General features: G+C 59.1%; 10 protein-coding genes. 5 read left to right on the top strand and 5 right to left on the bottom strand.

All coding sequences use genetic code 11. The features are described 5' to 3' along the window. Nucleotides 1–62: 62 nt before the first annotated feature. Nucleotides 63–509, bottom strand: a complete 447-nt coding sequence (locus tag AC4HNJ_RS14030; protein WP_490480210.1) for an Ohr family peroxiredoxin — start codon at nt 507–509, stop codon at nt 63–65. 169 nt (nt 510–678) lie between these two features. Here AC4HNJ_RS14030 and AC4HNJ_RS14025 point away from each other — a divergent pair, with 169 nt between their 5' ends. Beyond that, the gene (locus AC4HNJ_RS14025) at nt 679–1,593 is read left to right on the top strand and encodes a LysR family transcriptional regulator (RefSeq protein ID WP_490480209.1); all 915 of its coding nucleotides are present in this window, start codon (nt 679–681) and stop codon (nt 1,591–1,593) included. 436 nt (nt 1,594–2,029) lie between these two features. Here the strand turns inward: AC4HNJ_RS14025 and AC4HNJ_RS14020 are convergent, their stop codons facing one another. Continuing rightward, entirely contained in the window at nt 2,030–2,929 is a 900-nt protein-coding gene (locus AC4HNJ_RS14020) for a LysR family transcriptional regulator (protein ID WP_490480208.1), read from the bottom strand. Nucleotides 2,930–3,047: 118 nt separating this feature from the next. On the opposite strand from AC4HNJ_RS14020, the gene AC4HNJ_RS14015 reads away from it, so the two are divergent. Further along, on the top strand, nt 3,048–3,926 hold the full coding sequence (locus tag AC4HNJ_RS14015; RefSeq protein WP_490480207.1) for an SDR family oxidoreductase: 879 nt from the start codon (nt 3,048–3,050) through the stop codon (nt 3,924–3,926). Nucleotides 3,927–4,132: 206 nt separating this feature from the next. Here AC4HNJ_RS14015 and AC4HNJ_RS14010 read toward each other — a convergent pair whose 3' ends face one another. The 3 genes from AC4HNJ_RS14010 to AC4HNJ_RS14000 are packed head-to-tail and all read right to left on the bottom strand — an operon-like array spanning nt 4,133 to nt 6,885. After that, nucleotides 4,133–5,785, bottom strand: a complete 1,653-nt coding sequence (locus AC4HNJ_RS14010; protein WP_490480206.1) for a serine hydrolase — start codon at nt 5,783–5,785, stop codon at nt 4,133–4,135. Next, complete coding sequence (locus tag AC4HNJ_RS14005) at nt 5,785–6,411, bottom strand: hypothetical protein (protein WP_490480205.1); 627 nt, start codon at nt 6,409–6,411, stop codon at nt 5,785–5,787. The genes AC4HNJ_RS14010 and AC4HNJ_RS14005 overlap by 1 nt, the downstream gene beginning before the upstream one ends. 3 nt (nt 6,412–6,414) lie before the next feature. Next, on the bottom strand, nt 6,415–6,885 hold the full coding sequence (locus tag AC4HNJ_RS14000) for an RNA polymerase sigma factor (protein WP_490480204.1): 471 nt from the start codon (nt 6,883–6,885) through the stop codon (nt 6,415–6,417). Nucleotides 6,886–7,151: 266 nt separating this feature from the next. Here AC4HNJ_RS14000 and AC4HNJ_RS13995 point away from each other — a divergent pair, with 266 nt between their 5' ends. The 3 genes from AC4HNJ_RS13995 to AC4HNJ_RS13985 all read left to right on the top strand — a co-directional run bounded on the left by AC4HNJ_RS13995 (nt 7,152) and on the right by AC4HNJ_RS13985 (nt 13,907). Beyond that, on the top strand, nt 7,152–8,162 hold the full coding sequence (locus tag AC4HNJ_RS13995) for a glucokinase (RefSeq protein WP_490480203.1): 1,011 nt from the start codon (nt 7,152–7,154) through the stop codon (nt 8,160–8,162). Next, nucleotides 8,159–10,498 carry a beta-N-acetylhexosaminidase gene (locus tag AC4HNJ_RS13990; RefSeq protein ID WP_490480202.1) on the top strand — a complete coding sequence of 780 codons (2,340 nt, stop codon included), beginning with the start codon at nt 8,159–8,161 and terminating at the stop codon, nt 10,496–10,498. Before AC4HNJ_RS13995 ends, AC4HNJ_RS13990 begins: the two co-directional genes overlap by 4 nt. 190 nt (nt 10,499–10,688) lie before the next feature. Further along, nucleotides 10,689–13,907, top strand: a complete 3,219-nt coding sequence (locus AC4HNJ_RS13985; protein WP_490480201.1) for a TonB-dependent receptor — start codon at nt 10,689–10,691, stop codon at nt 13,905–13,907. Nucleotides 13,908–14,019: the final 112 nt, after the last annotated feature.

The following is a 14,019-nucleotide window of genomic DNA, read 5'->3' as shown; positions in this document are numbered from 1 at the left end:
CGGTTGAGTCGACCGTTAGCCGGTTCATCGCTGATGGCGCAATAAACCGACTTGGCTACGCTTCATGCCGTGACAACGTCCATTGCGACTTCAATATTGCCTTTCACCGCTTGTGAGTAAGGGCATATTTGGTGAGCCGAATGGGCAATCGCTTCCGCAACGGCCTGCTCCACGCCCGGAATGCGGACAATGAATTTGGCGCCGAGCACCCACGCAGGACCGTTCTCGCCGATGCTGACCTGGATGTTCACCGTCGTGTCTTCCGGCAACGTGACCTTCTTCAAGGAGGCTGCGATACCCAGGGCGGAGATCCAGCAGGCCGACCATGCCCCAGCGAACAACTGCTCGGCGGTGGGATGCAGCTCGGCGGCGATGAACTCATAGTTTTTTCCACCCGGTGTCGACAGCTTCATGTCCACGACGCCGTGCTCCCCGCGCTGAAGGGCGGGATCACGGTTGACCTTGGTATGGGTCAGGCCGGTGTAGCGGACCGTTTCGATCTTTTTCATGACAGATTCCTCAATGCTTCGTGTGATTGGCTTGTGTATTGCCAGAGATACCGGTCATCACCAGGAACGTTTGCTTCATGAGCTGGCCGGATGCGCGAGAAATTAGACCCTTCCGGATCAAGCCACTAGCCGGTAAATTTGGTAGGGACCCTTCCACTGATGAGAGGCTATGGACCGACTCGAAGCCATGCGAATCCTGATCACGGCGGTGGACTCCGGCAGCCTTTCTGCAGCCAGTCGCCAACTGCACATTCCGCTGGCCACTGTGAGTCGGCGTGTATCGGAATTGGAAGAGCACCTCGGCGTTCGATTAGTGCTGCGAGGTACGCGCACGCTCACGTTGACCGATGCAGGTCGCGATTACGTCGCCTCATGCCGGCGCATCCTGGAAGACATCACGGAGGCCGAGCGCACCGCAACCGGCGAGTACCGAGCGCCGCAGGGAGAACTGGTCATCAGCGCGCCGCTAGTCATCGGTCGCCACCATGTCGTCCCCGTGTTGGTCGAGTTTCTGCAGGCTTATCCAGAGATTCGCGCACGCATCCAATTGAGCGATCGCGTCAGCAACTTGCTCGAGGAACACATCGATGTTGCCGTACGTCTGGGCGAACTTCCGGATAGCGACATCATCGCCACCCGCATCGCACTTATCAGTCGCGTACTTTGCGCAAGCCCTGCCTACCTTGCATCGCACGGTATCCCCAAGGAGCCGAACGATCTTATCTCTCACGAGTGCATTACCTACGTGGGCTATGCCGCCGCAGACAGATGGGATTTTCGCATCGGCCCGACCTCTCAATGGGTGCAGGTGTCATCGCGACTTATCATGAATTCGGCGGAAGCCGCCGTGATTGCCGCCATCGCCGACGCCGGCATTGCGCGCGTGTTATCAGACCAGGTTGCCGAACCATTGAAATCGGGGGCGTTGGTACGGCTACTCCAGCCATTCGAACCAACACCCATGCCCGCCAACCTGGTGTATCCAGGACAGCGCCACGTACCGTTGAAATTGCGTGCATTCCTGGATTTTGCAACGCCACGGCTCCGGCAGCGGCTAGGCTATGAAAGCCCAAAAACCTCCTAAGGTTCAGAGCCACCGTGGCATCCAGGCAGCAGTGCATAAGCGAACGCGTCGGATTCCACCTGCGACAACTTCAACTTGCGCATGAGCCCGCAGCGTTTGGTAAGTGGCAAAACCTTATCAACAGACCAGACACATACCCTACGAGGTAAATGCGTAGCCATCGAGAGATAACAAGTGAGAGCCCAGGAACAGAATGGGCACCCGAAAACGCCTTCCCCTGAAGATGTCGCCGATGCAAATCGGCTACGTCGGATCGCAATTCGCTCTTTCCTACCCGCGATAACCCGCCCTAATCGTCAGCCCAAACCTGAAAACCATGGCGGAAGATACCTAACGCTTGAGCTCGACAAAGGCAAGGCACTTCAAAGGCATCCGATAAGTTTTGTATCTCCTCACGCTTCTGCGATTCGGCGAAAAGTATCGGTATTGCGCTCGATTACGCAGATCGTACAAATGTCCTTCCAGGAAACGCTTGCTCGAGCACATCGAGAAACGCTCGAACTTTCGCACCGACCAGGCGACGCGAATTTCGCAATGCCCAAATTTCCACAGGCGGATGTGCATCCGTTCCCCAATGTGCCAAGCGTCCAGACTTGATGTCTTCTTCAACTAGCAGCTTGGGCAACATAGCTACACCTGCACCCGCCAGCACGGCGTCGCGAATCATCAATAATGATGAGAGTCGCAGCGCAGGTGCAAGCTTGATGCGTCCTTCATCGCCTGCGCTTGTATGAAATTGCCAAACCAGATCAGGGGATGCCTTCGACATAAGCACAGCTTTGACGGAAGGCGCCTCTTCGCTATCGGCGGATGCGGTTGGCATCGCAATATCCGGGTGCGCAACGATCAGGCGCTGATCGTCGAGGATACGCCGACCAACAAGACGTTCGTCAGGCGACGGATCGACACGTATGACGAGATCGAAGCCATCCTCGACGGGATCCATGATTCGATCGTCGGCGACAACTTCGAGCTGCACTTCGGGATACTCCAAAGCAAAGCGCGCGCTGACCAAGCCCAGTGCGACGTGCGCAAGCACGAGTGGCGCACTCACCCGAAGTCTTCCGCGCGGTATGGATGCACCCAGCGTTATGGCTTCCTCAGCTTCTGCAATCTCCGAGAGAGGTCCATGCGTACGTTCATGGAGCACTCGTCCTTCATCCGTCAAACGAAGACTCTGGGTACCGCGTTCAATGAGGCGTACGCCGAGGCTTTGTTCCAGCTCGGACACACGCCGCGAGAGCGTGGCCTTGGACCGACCGGAGACGCGGCTTGCCCTTCCGAAGCCGCCGTGGGTAGCGACCAACGCGAAATCAGTAAGCGCCAGAAGGTCCATATGGGTGTTCCAAAAATGAGACGAGATGTCTAATTATTGGCATCTTCTCGCCAAAAGTGAAACCACCTACCGTGTGTGCACGCCGTCCTTCAACCACACACAACGAGGATTTTCATTCATGAGCATCTTGGTTACGGGTAGCACGGGAACCATCGGTTCCCAGGTCCTGAATCAACTGAGCGGTTCGGGTATCGAGGTTCGTGGCCTTACGCGCTCGCCGAACAAAGCACAATTTCCCTCTGGCGTTACCGCGGTAGCCGGTGATCTCGCAGACGTCGATTCCTTTCGTGCGGCGCTAAAAGGTATCAGCACTCTTTTCTTGCTTGTGCCGAACGTCGCTGACGAATTGACCCAGGCGATGCAAGCACTAACGGTCGCGCAGGAGGCTGGCGTCAAAGGCATCGTCTACCTTTCCGTCTATAAGGGCGACACTTACGCCGACGTGCCGCACTTTGCGAGCAAGCATACGGTGGAGCGAATGATCGAAGCGCTCGACCTGCCCGTTACGGCACTCCGTCCGGCTTACTTCATTCAGAACGATTTACGCCAGAAAGACCCGTTATTGAGTGCCGGCGTCTATGGAATGCCTATTGGCGACAAAGGCATATCCATGGTCGACATTCGAGATATCGCCGAAGCCGCCGCATGGGAACTATTACGGCGTGAACGTGCTGCGACTTCGCTTCCTCGCGAAGCGTATGCGCTGGTCGGCCCCGATGTATTGTCAGGCACGGATGTCGCGAACATATGGAGTGAAGCGCTAGGCCGACAGATTCGGTATGCGGGCAATGACACGACAACTCTCGAGAAACGCATGAAGACGATGATGCCCGCCTGGCATGCCTTGGATCTTCGCCTGATGCTCGATCGCTACCAATCCGATGGCGCTGCCGCAAGCAGCGAAGACCTTGCACGACTCACGCGTCTTCTTGGCCATGTGCCACGTTCGTATCGCAACTTTGCAAACGCTGCCGCAGCGCAGTGGGTCAGCGGCTGATTATCCGACCCGCACGCATGCGTCATGGATGAGGTATGCAACGTTCCTAGAGAAACAAGATGAGCGTGCCCCCTTTTAGGAAGGCACGCTCATCCATTTCCAGCAAGGCACTTAGGACACCGCCTCGACGGCCTCCAGCTTTCGTAAAGATCCTGACGGGCCTGAATGAAGCGACCGTCTGTGCTTCCTGCGCTGTTTGACTGCCGCTACATGCCCATCCTGGGGGCGCGCCGATCCGCGCCATTTTGATGCAGGATGAGTGCATTGACACGGCCTTTCTCATCGCGCTCAAAGTCAATTTTTGCATCGACCACCCGGTAGAAAAACGTGTCATGCGCGCTGGGGTAGACCGGAAAGGTTGGCTGGTCGCCAAGCTTCACCATCAGCTGACCGTTCTGCACAGTCACCACAAAGATGGCGTTGGGCGCCAATTGATACCGTCCCGCGTAGCTGCCAAGCGTCGCCGGATCGATGGCTATTTCCTTGTTGCCGCGAAGGGCATCGACCTCGGCGATGCTCAGTTTCGGAGCAGTGTGATCGCCATGCTGATGCAGCACCAAGGCGTCCACCTTGCCTTGGGCGTCGTGTTTGAAGCTGATGCGGATGTCGCCGATGCTGGTGAAGAATTCGTCCTTGTCACTTGCGTAAAACGGGAGAGCGCCTTGACCTGTCGCTCGCACCACCAGATGATCGTTTTCGCGAAACACGGTAAGCAGCATCTTAGGGGACAGCCGATACGCACCCTGGTACTCGTCAAGCAACTGTGTCGATAACGAAACGTTCTTATGCGCGGGAGCCAGTGGCCAACCGGCACGCAGTGTTGCAAAGCCCAAATCATCGACGACCGTTGCCGTATTAGTCAGTATGACGACGCCGTACCGGCGGTCAGCCGTGAATCCAATGAAGCTCGCGTAGCCACCCGTCATGCCGTTGTGCCAGATGACGTCGCCATCTGGTCCATGTTGGGTCATCCAGATCAAACCGATTTTGTTCTCGGGCCCCGGACCTGAGGTGCGTGCGGTTTGTGCCAATTGCATTGCGGCATATAAAGCCGTGGGAGTCAGCCCCATGTTCGCCTTCAGATAGCGCAACATGTCACTGCCCGTGCTGCGAATGCCACCTGCGCCCGCGAATAGGTTCAGATTCCAGCTGCCAACGGGTTTACCGGCAGCGTCGTGTCCCCGTGCGAGGTGGCTTTGCATGGTCGCATTGTCGGTGATGGCACTGCTGTTCATGCCGAGAGGAACGAAGATCTGCTCTTGCACGAGCTTGTCGTAACCGGTCCCGGCGTGGCGACCCAATGCGTAGCCAAGCAGTGCCGCGCCGAGGTTGGAATACTCGTATTTCGCTCCGGGATCGCGCGGCAGCGCATACGTCGCAAGGAAAGCTTTCAGCTGATCCAGGCCGTAGTCGACGTAAGGATCGTCCATATGGGCAGGATGGAAATTAGTGGGCATGCGAGGAAGCCCGGAATCCTGCATCGCCAGCTCGCCTAGCGTGATCTGTTTTCCGTTACGCACAGGTATATGGAAATCCGGCAGCAAACTGGCAACCGGTTGATCCAGGCGCAGCTCGTTCTTTATCACCGCCTCGGCGAGCAAGGTTGCCGTAAATGTTTTTGTGATCGAACCGATCTCAAATACCGTATCGGCCGTTGGGGCTTTGCCGTCGAAAAGTTTCCCGTACGTGTAGATGGCACTCTGACCGCCATCGACCACGGCAATCACCAGGGCCGGATATTCCCCATCCTTGACGCGCTGTTGCACCGCCGCCTCGACGCGTGGAGGCAGCGCTGGAGATGCTGCACTGGCAGAACCCGCTGCGGCAAGCAAAACAGTGGCGATCAGCTTACGGTTCATCATGGATTCCCTGTTGAAGAATGAGCAGCTTCGGAGGTCGCTTCCAACGCGACGAGTTCGCGGCACGTTGCCTCGATATCAGCCACGCGTCGGCGGAAATTGTGCTTGGCGGCGCGCTTGTTCAGACGTTCGATGACAACGCAAAACGCAAGCACTATGGCGAGATAGATAAGCACACCACGCGTCAATCCGTGTTTACCCACGGTCAGGCCGGCGATGCCCGCCATGCAGGGCGCGATGTACCACCATACGATCTGCTCAAGCATGCGCGCTTGCGCCAGCATGGCTTGCTTCTGGAGTTCCAGATAGCGCAACAGGGGCAAGCCGGGATCGTTGCGGGGCAAAAGGCGCCGCGCACGCCACAATCGCCATGGCACGTAGAACAACCATGCAAGCAGAAGCGCCGCCGATGCTTCCATCAGCAACAGGCCCGCGTGCACAGCATCGCGTAGCCAACCGAATACGATTGGCATCATCGCAAGGGCGACGACGGTTTCCACACCATCGCGCCACAGGATTCGTCGCCGCAATCGTTGTGCGCGACGAAGCGTATCTTGGACAGTGGAGGCAGATAGCGGCGTTACCGTAGTGCGCTTCCACTGATCTTGGAGATCTTTCCAGCTCATGGCTTAGGGCTCCAGGTAGCGCTGGCTGAATTGCTGTTTCAGGCGGGTCATGCGCACGGCGACGGCGCCGCAGCTGAGTCCCATCACCTCGGCGATCTGCTCGCGCGTCATGTCTTCCAGATCCATCAGCAACAAGGCGCGGTCGACGGCACCCAGCGATGCGAGAAACTCACGCAATACATCCAGCGAATCATGCGTTGCGCCGCTATCGCCAAGATGGTTGGAAATCTCGCCACCCAGCGGCATGCGGGGCTTGCGGCGATGGCTGATGGCCGTGTTCAAGGCTACCCGGTAAACCCAGGTGGATAATTGGGCGCGGCCGTCGAAGCTGTCCAGGCTCAGCCATAACTGCACGTGGATGTCTTGCAGTAGGTCCTGCCAGTCGGCCGGATCGGCATATTGCCGGGCCAGCCGTTCGAGACGTCCTTGATTGTCGTCCAGCAGGCGCTGGAAGCGTACATCGCTCGTCGGCATGGTCCGGAATCCGTGGGCTTACTATCAGGTGAGTCGCAATCGGACGGAATTTTTTACAAGCGCATCGTCGCGGATTTTATTCGTCCGTTACCCGGTGAAGTAACAAGCACCTGTGCTGCAGTGACGCCCCCAGGCCTTTTCGTAACATGTTGCGCCACCGCTTGACACCGGTGTCAATTACGTTACACGCTGGTAACAGTTCCACAGCGAGGGGTGCGCTGAACGTGGCAATGGACCATTCGGATCGGATGGCGGGGATAGTGGCGATGCCGTTTTTGGCGGCCGATATTGGCGGCACGCATGCGCGTGTTGCGTTGATGCGTACCTCGCATGACGGGACTCGGGGGATCGAAACGCTCGCCTACCGAGTGTTCGCGTGTGCGGCGTTCCAGACACTGTCGGAGCTGTTGCAAGCCTTTGTCGATGCTGACGTACAAGTCCCCGTGAAGCACTGCGTGCTCGCCTGCGCGGGGCAGATCATGGGCAACGAAGTCGTGAACGACAACCTCGCCTGGCCCATCCATCTGACGCAATTGCGTCACACGCTTGGCCTGGATGAAGTTGCTGTACTCAATGACTTTGAGGCGCTGGCCTATGCGCTCAATGGCTCTCTTGTTGACGACGGCCGCCACCTTTGCGGACCGGACACGCCTTCAAGGGGGCCGACCTTAGTGATCGGACCCGGCACTGGCCTCGGTGCAGCGGCACATGTTCCCGGTCCTGCCGGCGGCATCGTATTGACGACAGAAGCTGGCCAGATGGATTACGCACCGAATTCGGTGCGCGAACGCGAGATTCTGGCGCAGTTGGCACCGCAAGGTGGCTACATAGCGTTTGAACACATCGTGTCGGGCCCCGGCCTGCTGACCGTCTACACAAGCCTGTGTACGTTGCACGGGGAAACGCCGAAGCTGGCGACGCCCGAAGCCATCACACTGGCAGCTGTTGCCCACAGCGATGCGCAAGCCGTGGAAGCGGTGGAAATTTTATGTGCCTCGCTGGGAAGCTTTACTGGCAATCTCGCGATGGCGTTCATGGCCACAGGCGGCGTGTATCTCGCCGGCGGCTTCTTGTCTTCCATCTTTGAACTGCTCAAGCACAGCGCTTTCGAGGAGCGATTCCTGCATGGACGCAGCGCGCGCGCGCTGCTGTCGCAAGTGCCGGTATGGGTGACCGAGCACGGCCGCCACGGTGTGCAGGGCGCGGCCCAGTGGTACCTCAAGCATCGCTTGTCTGGAGCGCTACGGCCTGCCGTAGCAGGTGACGTGGGCGCATGAGCCCTATCGCGACATCCACATTTTTCCGTTGCCTGGTCATCGCGTGCCTGGCGATCACGAGTGCGGCCCACGCGGCAGCCACCGTTCCCAAGTGGTCGTTGCTGCCGCAGCCGGCCATGGTCAGCCCTGCCGGATCAGGCGCCGTCGACATCGCGGATGGTGCGATAGTCTCGGTGCGCGGTGCGCAACGCCAACAAGCGCAGTCCATCGCCGAACGGTTTGTACAACGTGTGGCCGACATCAACGGCTTGCACTTGCGCATGGCGACGACGGGAGCCGCGCATCCTGCGATCACGTTCGATGTGAATCCAAGCGCTGATGTCGCGGGCGAAGCCGGTTATCGCATCACGGTGAATGACCGCGGCATCCTGGTCACAGCGCGTACACCGCGCGGTGCTTTTTACGGCAGCGTCACTTTGTGGCAGTTGCTGACGCCACCCGGATGGACACGTGGCGCGCCCGTCGAAGTTGCCGATGGCGTCATCGACGATCACCCGCGTTTCGCGTGGCGCGCGCTGTTGCTCGACTCCGGGCGGCACTACCAGAGCGTGGCAGACATCAAGAAGCTGATCGACTGGATGTCGCTGAACAAGTTGAACGTGTTGCTCTGGCATGTGACTGAAGACCAAGGTTGGCGTCTTGAGATCCCCAAGTATCCCGAGCTCACGAAAATAGGCGCATGCCGCAAGGCGGCGGGCCTCGATAGCGAACTGACCGGCTCGTCCCACCTGCCCTATTGCGGGTTTTATACAGGGGCCGAGGCGCGCGACATTGTGCGGTATGCCGCCGAGCGCTATGTGGAGGTGGTGCCGGAAATCGATCTTCCCGGCCATTCGCAGGCAGCCATCGCCGCCTATCCGTGGCTGGGCGTCACGGGCAAACGCCCACCGGTGTGGACCGACTGGGGCGTCAGCCCATGGTTGCTCAAGCCCGACGAAAAGACCTTGCAGTTTGTCGACAATGTGCTCGATGAGGTGATGCGGCTTTTCCCCTCCCGATACATCTCGATCGGCGGTGACGAAGCCGACAAGCAGCAATGGAACGCATCGCCGGACTTGCGCGCGCAGATGCACAGGCTGGGCCTGGCGAACATGGATCAGCTACAGGGCTGGTTTACGAATCAGGTCGCCGCGTATCTCGTCAAACACGGGCGCACGCCAGTTGGCTGGGACGACGAACTGGTCGCCGGCGCAACGCTTCCCGCATCGGCCGTGGTGATGTCGTGGCACGGTAACGACAACGAACGTGTGGCGCTCGCCGCTATCAAGCAAGGCCACGACGTGGTCATGACACCACAGGAATCGCTGTACTTCGATCACTATCAATCCGACCTACCCGACGAATGGGCGGGTCCGCCGCCCGCCGCAACATTGCGGCAAGCCTATGACACGATCGTCATCCCGAACGGTGCAAGCACAACCGAAGCCAAGCGCATCATCGGCGTGCAGGCCGGTCTTTGGACCGAGCAGATGCTTACCTTTGCGCACGACCAGCATGCGGTGTTCCCGCGCATCGCCGCGCTGTCGGAGCTTGGCTGGTCGCCGTCGAGCGCACACGACTGGAACGCCTTTCTGCGTCGCATGCCGGCCGAACTGGCGCGTTACCGCGCACTCGGCATCGACTATGCCGACAGTGCGTTCGCACCCGCCTTCCAGGTAGAGGCGACCGGCAACGGCACGTTCCGGATCGAGATATCCAACCAGGCGCCATTCGGAACGATCCGTTACACGACGGATGGTTCCGAGCCGACCCACCAATCCACACCCTACGCACGGCCGCTCACACTCTCGGGCAACGCAACCGTACGCGCCGCAACGTTTGCACCAGATGGCTTCGAACTCGCCACGCCGCGCACGCAGCGGCTGGATGAAACAACGGTGCTGAGCCGCGACAGCAATGCGCTTGCAACCTGCTCCAAGCAGCCGGCTTCTCGACTGGAAGGTAACAAGCCGGCCCATGGACCAAGCCCGGTCTATTCGGTAGATATCGGCAACATGTGCTGGCTGTGGGCGCACGTGCCGCTGCATGGCATCACACATGTCGCGATCACCGTCGAGCGCATCGCATGGCGCTTCGGCGATGAGGCCAAGGACGCAGTGGTACGCCATGCGTCCAACGCGGCTGGCGAGTTCGAGATTCATGTCGATTCTTGCACAGGAACCCTGCTCGCCCGCTTGCCGTTGGATAGCGCGATGCAACAAGCACCGGGGCAGAGTCGTCTTGACGCAAGCGTTGCCATGCCGGTGGGGGCCGGCGTTCGCAACCTATGCATCTTTGCTACTGGCGATCCGCGCCGTGGCCAGTGGGCATTGGCGCGGTTGACGTTTTTGAAATAAGCGCTGCACGGGGCGCGCGTCCTGGGCAGTGGAAACAAGTAGTTCACCTTGGCACGAGGCCAAGTTTGGGGACATCGAGAAGTTGCATCACAACGGCGTGCGAACTGGCAGGCACCGCTGGGCCGCATCGTTTTTGAAATACCACGGAGCACCTGAAGTTCGACAGGTAATACCAACGAGGCTAAAGCGCATGTCCACTGTACTTCGCAAGCATCCACTGTCATTCGGCATCACCATGTCGCTGTTCGCTATCGTGTCGACGTCGGCTGCAGCGTCGACATTCGCCGACACCCAGGCAAGCGGCCAGGCAACGCAGGCCAGCACAACGCAAACGGCACAGGCGTCACCCGGCGCCAAAAAAACCGATACCAAGAAATCCGACACCAAGAAAACCGATGGCAATGACGCGCAGAAGAACGCACTCACCTTGTCGACCGTGTCTGTCTCCGGTGTGCGCGCATCGCAGATGCGTGCCATTGATCTGAAACGCGAGGCTCCAAATATTCAGGACAGCATCACGGCGGAAAACATCGGCGCGTTGCCTGACACCACGATTACCGACTCGCTGCAGCGTGTGACCGGCGTGCAGATCAACCGTGACGCTGGCGTGGGTACCTCGGTGGACGTACGCGGCCTGCCGCAGGTCGGCACCATGTTGAACGGCGAAGTATTCATCACGGCGGACCAGATCGACTCGCAGCAGCCTGACTTCACCATGTTACCGTCCACCTTGTTCCACAGTGTGGACGTGGTCAAATCATCCACCGCCAACGAAACCGATGGCGGCATCAGTGGTGCCATCGACCTGCACACCTATCGCCCCTGGGATCTCCCCAGCGGATTCACCTACAGCTATTCCGCCGATGGAGAGCGTGGCACCACTACGCGGCAATGGGGACCCGAGGGCAACGGCCTTATTTCGTACAACGACCATGGCCGCTGGGGCCTGCTGGTCGCTGCCGATTTCTCCAACACCACCCGAGTGAACTCAACCGAGGGCCTCGACCAGTACGGCGTCGTGCTCAATGGCGAGAACGCGGCAAGTGCGGGCGGCTACAACGGTTTCCTGACCCCGTGGAACGGCGCACCGATCCCGTCGAAGATCGTGCAGAACGCCGACGGCAGCGTGGACGTCAATGGCGACGGCAAGTCCAACGGCGTCTTCATGGGCAGCCAGGACATCGGCCTCAACGACATCACGACCCAGCGCAAGCGCAAGTCCGGCAATGCGTCGTTCCAGATGGACCTGGGCAACGGCTTGACCATGACCAGCGATTACTTCTACTCGCAACAACGCGAGTTCGATCGCAATGTCGGCATCCAGTTCAACTCCACTAACTGGCAGGGTGCGACCTACGTGCCGCTGCAATCGCGCGATACCGGCAGCCCCGCCCTTGGTTCCTACGGCACGCCGGAACCAGGTTGGCAGGGCTCGCAGATCTATACCACGCAGGTATATGAGAAGTGGCCGGGCGACGTGGAGTCGTATTCGCAGATCATCCAGAAAAGCTCCGTTGCGAAGAACTTCAACCTGCAGTTGGATTACGACAACGGGGGCCCGTTCACGGCAAGCGTGCGCGGCATCCATGACACGGCGTCTCAGTCGAACGTTGAAACCGACCTCAACATCTCCGATTCCGACGGCGCCTTGTGGCCTAACGTGCTGATGCCCGGCGTACCCGACAGCGCCGTGCCGCCCGGCACCTTCGTCTATCCGGCGCAATTGGGCGGCAACCGCGTGTTCAACGCCAACGGCGTTCCGCAGAACACGGTACCGATCATCGCGAACTTCGGTGGCCGCTACATCACGGTCAGCATGCCTCCCTCGCTAGCTGCTGATTTCGCCAACCCCAACGGCTGGACGATGAAGACACTGGAGTCCTCCGGCGACTACAACCGCAAAGTGGCACTGAATGCATTGCGCTTCGACGGGCAATTCGATTTCCAGGACGGTATCAAGCTCGAATTCGGTGTGCGCAACAGCATCCGTAATGCCAGCAACATCGGCTGGACCTTGGAAACACCGGTCTATGCAGGCATGGGCGCCAGCGATCCGAATGGATGTCTGGTGCGCTATGTCGGTGCCGACGTGGTCTTGAACAGTGGCTCCTGCACCGCTGGCAACGCGTTGGGTTACTACCGGGCAGGACCGCTATCCGCGTTGCAGATGCCCAAAACCGCTGCACCACTGTCAGGCAACTGGAAGGAATACACCGACCTGCTTGGCTCGGGCATCAATTTCTGGGCGGTCGATCCCAACGCCATGATCAATCCCGTTTCGTACTGGAAATCGCTTTACCCCGATACCGTCGAGGTGGGTGAGCCGGGAACGACCTGGGCCGTGCAACTGAAGGAGTTGTCGGGCTATCTGCAGGCCGATTTCAACGGCACGCTCGGCGACATGCCTTACAGCGGCAACGTCGGCGTACGAATGATTCATACCAATCTCAACGTCACGCAGTATTTGAGTGGCGCCCCGGGTGCGTATGGTGACGAACCTGTCGAAGCCGGCACGTCCCTCACCAAACGCAGTTATCAGGACGTGCTGCCATCGGCCAACTTCTCGCTGGATCTAACTGACAGCCTGAAGTTTCGACTGGCCGCCTCCAAGAACATGATGCCGCTTGACCTCAGCACCTGGGGCGGCGGTTTGCAGTTGAATTATTCGCTGGCGGAAACGCCGCAGGGTCCGATCTTCCGCGTCGCCAATGGCACATCGACCGGCAACCCGAACCTCAACCCGTGGCGCTCCACCAACTACGGCGCATCGCTGGAGTACTACATCAACCCGACCAGCATGCTCAGCCTCGCCCTATTCCGCATCAACGTGGAAAGCTTCATCAAGGACGGCAGTGTGACCAACTGCACCCTGCCCGACGAGGACGGCGTGGTTCGCAACCATTGCATTGTCATCACCGAACCTGTGCAGGGCACCGGCAACAGCATCCAGGGTGCGGAGTTCGATTATCGCCAAGGCTTTACCTTCCTGCCGGGCCTTTTGTCCAAGACGGGCATAGAGGTGAACGCCACCTATGCACCAAGCAACTCAGGCGAAAAGGACTTGGCTGGCAACAAAATTCCATTCCAGGACAACTCCACCGAGTCCGGCAACTTTATCCTTTGGTATCAAAGCGATCACTTCCAGGCACGCCTCGCCTACAACTACCGTTCGCGGCGAGCGGTGATGGACAGCGTGGGCGGCATCACCGGCATGGAGATGTACGAAGCGCCGCAGAAGTATCTCGACGCGTCGATTTCGTACAAGTTCAACAAATACGCCGAAGTGTTCCTGGACGGCACCAATCTCACCAACGAGTACCAGCATTACTACCTCGTATGGCCTGACCAAGCTGCCCACTCGACGTTCTCCGAGCGCATGTTCATGTTGGGCGTGCGGGGGCAGTGGTAATCGCCAGAGCTTGACGATGGCAGCATTACTTCACGGCTTGCAGTGATCGGCACTCTCCCCAGCGTGCAGGGGAAGGTGCCGATCGCGGCAAGACGTGAAGCAACAACGCTTG

The organism is Dyella sp. SYSU CM1112 (assembly GCF_058216415.1).
The sequence above is the reverse complement of the archived record's forward strand: the minus strand, read 5'-3'. Positions and strand labels throughout refer to the sequence as shown.

Excerpts from the sequence above, each read along its gene's own strand:
- AC4HNJ_RS13985 (WP_490480201.1), top strand. The coding sequence starts at position 10,689 with ATGTCCACTGTACTTCGCAAGCATCCACTGTCATTCGGCATCACCATG.
- AC4HNJ_RS14005 (WP_490480205.1), bottom strand. The coding sequence starts at position 6,411 with ATGAGCTGGAAAGATCTCCAAGATCAGTGGAAGCGCACTACGGTAACG.
- AC4HNJ_RS13990 (WP_490480202.1), top strand. The coding sequence starts at position 8,159 with ATGAGCCCTATCGCGACATCCACATTTTTCCGTTGCCTGGTCATCGCG.
- AC4HNJ_RS14025 (WP_490480209.1), top strand. The coding sequence starts at position 679 with ATGGACCGACTCGAAGCCATGCGAATCCTGATCACGGCGGTGGACTCC.
- AC4HNJ_RS14015 (WP_490480207.1), top strand. The coding sequence starts at position 3,048 with ATGAGCATCTTGGTTACGGGTAGCACGGGAACCATCGGTTCCCAGGTC.
- AC4HNJ_RS13995 (WP_490480203.1), top strand. The coding sequence starts at position 7,152 with ATGCCGTTTTTGGCGGCCGATATTGGCGGCACGCATGCGCGTGTTGCG.
- AC4HNJ_RS14010 (WP_490480206.1), bottom strand. The coding sequence starts at position 5,785 with ATGAACCGTAAGCTGATCGCCACTGTTTTGCTTGCCGCAGCGGGTTCT.
- AC4HNJ_RS14030 (WP_490480210.1), bottom strand. The coding sequence starts at position 509 with ATGAAAAAGATCGAAACGGTCCGCTACACCGGCCTGACCCATACCAAG.
- AC4HNJ_RS14020 (WP_490480208.1), bottom strand. The coding sequence starts at position 2,929 with ATGGACCTTCTGGCGCTTACTGATTTCGCGTTGGTCGCTACCCACGGC.
- AC4HNJ_RS14000 (WP_490480204.1), bottom strand. The coding sequence starts at position 6,885 with ATGCCGACGAGCGATGTACGCTTCCAGCGCCTGCTGGACGACAATCAA.